The sequence below is a fragment of the Streptomyces apricus genome, assembly GCF_008369065.1.
Lineage (GTDB): Bacteria > Actinomycetota > Actinomycetes > Streptomycetales > Streptomycetaceae > Streptomyces > Streptomyces apricus.
Map to the genome: position 1 here is coordinate 806 of NZ_VDFC01000093.1, position 3197 is coordinate 4002.

3 protein-coding genes and 1 pseudogene are annotated in these 3197 nt (G+C 75.3%); 2 read left to right on the forward strand and 2 right to left on the reverse strand.

Going from position 1 to position 3197, the window contains the following annotated elements; genetic code table 11:
- Together FGF04_RS37480 and FGF04_RS37485 are read left to right on the forward strand one after the other, a co-directional pair.
- On the forward strand, positions 1-1127 hold a 1127-nt coding region (locus FGF04_RS37480; protein ID WP_149515869.1), incomplete at its 5' end, for a Cmx/CmrA family chloramphenicol efflux MFS transporter.
- Positions 1128-1145: 18 nt separating this feature from the next.
- The gene (locus tag FGF04_RS37485; protein ID WP_149515866.1) at positions 1146-2228 is read left to right on the forward strand and encodes a GNAT family N-acetyltransferase; all 1083 of its coding nucleotides are present in this window, start codon (positions 1146-1148) and stop codon (positions 2226-2228) included.
- Between the two features lie 114 nt (positions 2229-2342).
- Here the strand turns inward: FGF04_RS37485 and FGF04_RS37490 are convergent.
- Together FGF04_RS37490 and FGF04_RS37495 are read right to left on the reverse strand one after the other, a co-directional pair.
- Positions 2343-2600 (reverse strand): annotated as a pseudogene (locus FGF04_RS37490) (DUF4031 domain-containing protein); the annotation flags it as partial.
- Positions 2597-2998, reverse strand: a complete 402-nt coding sequence (locus FGF04_RS37495; RefSeq protein WP_149515868.1) for a hypothetical protein — start codon at positions 2996-2998, stop codon at positions 2597-2599. The pseudogene FGF04_RS37490 and the gene FGF04_RS37495, both read right to left, overlap by 4 nt.
- Positions 2999-3197 lie beyond the last annotated feature (199 nt).

Sequence of the window (3197 nt, forward strand, 5' to 3'; positions counted from 1 at the left end):
TGCCCATCCCGCGCGCGGGCCTGCTGATATCGGCCTTCGCGGTCGGCATGGTCGTCGGCGCGCCCCTGCTGGCCGTGGCGACGCTGCGGCTGCCCCGCCGTACGACCCTCATCGCGCTCATCGGCGTCTTCGGCATCGGCCAGGTCGCGGGCGCCCTCGCCCCGAACTACGCCGTGCTCTTCGTCTCCCGGGTCGTCAGCGCGCTGGCCTGCGCCGGCTTCTGGGCGGTCGGCGCGGCCGTCGCCGTCGCCATGGTCCCGGTGCACGCCCGTGCCCGCGCGCTGGCCGTGATGATCGGCGGCCTGTCCATCGCCAACGTCCTCGGGGTCCCGGCGGGCGCCTTCCTCGGTGAGGGACTCGGCTGGCGCGCGGCGTTCTGGGCGGTCGGTGCGGCCAGCGCGGTCGCGCTCGTCGGAGTGGCCACCCTCATCCCCCGTATCCCGCTCCCCGACGAGCGGCCCCGGCTCAGGGACGAACTGCGGATCTACCGTGACCGGCAGGTCTGGCTCACCATCGCGCTGATCGCGTTCTCGGCGGGCGGCGTCTTCTGCGCGTTCAGCTACCTGGCCCCGCTGCTCACGGACGTCGCCGGGCTCGACGAGGGCTGGGTGCCCGCCGTGCTCGCGCTGTTCGGAATCGGCGCGCTCATCGGGACGACGGTCGGCGGCCGGATCGCGGACGCCCACCTCTTCGGGGTGCTGCTCTCCGGCATCGCGGCCTCGACGGTCCTGCTCATGACGCTCGCCCTGCTCGCGCAGTACGCCGTCGCGGCGGCCGCCCTCGCCCTCCTCCTCGGCGTCTCCGCCTTCTACACCGCCCCGGCCCTCAACGCCCGGCTGTTCGACGTCGCGGCCGCCGCCCCCACCCTGGCCGCCGCGACGACCACGGCCGCCTTCAACCTCGGCAACACCGGCGGCCCCTGGATCGGCGGCGCCGCCATCGACGCGGGGCTCGGCTTCGCCTCCCCGGCCTGGGCCGGAGCGGCCCTGACCGTCGCGGCGGGCGCGCTGACCGCGCTCTCGCTGCACCTGCACCGGCGCGGGACGGCCGCCGGAACGACCGACAGGACGGCCGACAGTACGGCCGACAGGACGGCGGGGAAAACGACGGGCCGCCCCGCGAACTGATCATCTATCCTCACCGGCATGCGAGCCATGGGCGGGGACCAGGTGGAAGAGGCCGTCTCGGGCGCGGTGGCGGTCCTGCGGGGCGCGGCCGACCGGGACTGGGGCGTCAGGGCGGGCCGCCTGGAGTGGAGTTGCCGCAGGACCGCGGAGCACATCGCGTCGGACCTCGTCTCCTACGCGGGCCAGCTGGCGGGCCGCCCCACCGACCGCTACGTGCCGTTCCGCATCGACTGCGCCACGTGCGAGAGTCCCGAGGACGTCCTGCAGGTGATCGAGGCGACCGGCGCCCTGCTCGCGGCCGCCGTGCGCACCACCCCGCGGGAGGTGCGGGCCTTCCACCCGTACCCCTTCCGCAGCGCCGACCGCGAGGGCTTCGCCGCGATGGGCGTCACGGAGGTGCTCGTGCACACGCACGACGTGGCCGAGGGCCTGGGCATCGCGTACGAGCCGCCGGCCGCGCTCTGCGCCGACGTCCTGACCCGGATCTTCCCGCACGTGCGCCCCGAGCCGGGCCCCGACCACTGGCGGACCCTGCTGTGGGCCACCGGCCGCGGCGAGCTGCCCGGCCGGGCGCCCCTGACCAGCTGGCACTGGAGCAACAACCTGGTCGTCCCCGCCGAGCGCCTCACCCTCCAGGGGCTGACCCCGGCCGCCGCGGCCGACCTACGCGCGGGCGGCACCGGCGGCTTCGTGTGGGTCGAGGGCGGCCCCTTCCAGGGCACCCGCGACGCCGCGGGCATGGTGGTGAAGGCGTACGAGGCGGGGGTGCACCGGCCGGAGTGGGGCACGTTCGTCCTGGTCAGACGCGAAGACGGGCGCGCGCTCGGCGCCATGGGCTTCCACGGCGCCCCGGACGCGGAGGGCCGCGCGGAGGTCGGCTACGACCTGGCCGAGGCGGCCCGCGGCAACGGCTACGCCAGCGAGGCGCTGCGCGCCCTGTCCGCCCGGGCGCTGGCCCACGAGGACCTGACGTACCTGTTCGCGACGGTCGACCGCGCCAACCGCCCCTCGCAGGGCGTGGTCTCGCGGGCGGGCTTCACGAAGGTGGGCACGGTGACGGGCGAGGACGGGGAGCAGTACGCGTACGAGCTACGCGGCTGAACCCGGCCGCCCGACCGGCCCCGGCCGCTCCGCCGGGACCGACCGCTCCGCCGGGACCGACCGCTCCGCCGGGACCGGCCGCTCCGCCGGGACCGGCCGCTCCGCCGAGACCGGCCGTCCCTTGGGCCGGCGCAGCCCGGACGCCCGCAGGATGCGTACGACCTCGCGGCTGCGCACCTGCACGGCGCCGGCCCGCACGACGTCCTCGTACCGGTGCGAGGGGATGTCGTAGTGGTCCCGCTCGAAGGCGCGGGCGGGGACGCCGAGCCGGCGCGCGAACTCGTGCAGCTCGTCGAACGACACGTCGCTCACGAGGTGGGACCACATGCGGCCGTGCCCGGGCCAGTCGGGCGGGTCTATGTAGACGGTCATCCGTCGGATCCGCCGCCCAGGGCGGTTGCGAGCGCGCCCACCGGGGCGACGCTCACGCCGGCCTTGTGGCACACCCAGTGCGGGTCGGGCCCCAACTCGGGCTCCACCTCCAGGGCGTGCGGGTCGCCGTGACCGCAGACGGGACACAGCGGCCAGCGCCCGTACGCCTCCAGCAGCGCGTCCTGCACGTCCTGGGCGACCAGCCCGGCCACGTACCCGATCCCCTCGGGCCACTGCTCCCCCCACCACCGCCGCTGCGCGACGGACTCCTCCACCATCGACACCACATCGGCCTCGGCGACCTCCCCCGCCACGAGATCGGCGATCACGAGCGCCCGGGCGGCATGCAGGGCCTGCTCCAGCGCACTGACGGAAGGGGAAGGAGAGGAGGAAGCCATACCCCCATTGTGCGCCAGCCCCACAACAACGCAGCCCCAGCCCCAGGGGCACGACCTTCGGCTTTCAGGGGCGCGGGGAACGGCGCAGTCTTTGGCTTTTCAGGGGCGCGGGGAACGGCGCAGTCTTTGGCTTTTCAGGGGCGCGGGGAACTGCGCAGTCTTTTAAGGGGCGCGGGGAACGGCGCGACCAGCCCCCACC

Excerpts from the sequence above, each read along its gene's own strand:
- FGF04_RS37485 (WP_149515866.1), top strand. The coding sequence starts at position 1,146 with ATGCGAGCCATGGGCGGGGACCAGGTGGAAGAGGCCGTCTCGGGCGCG.
- FGF04_RS37495 (WP_149515868.1), bottom strand. The coding sequence starts at position 2,998 with ATGGCTTCCTCCTCTCCTTCCCCTTCCGTCAGTGCGCTGGAGCAGGCC.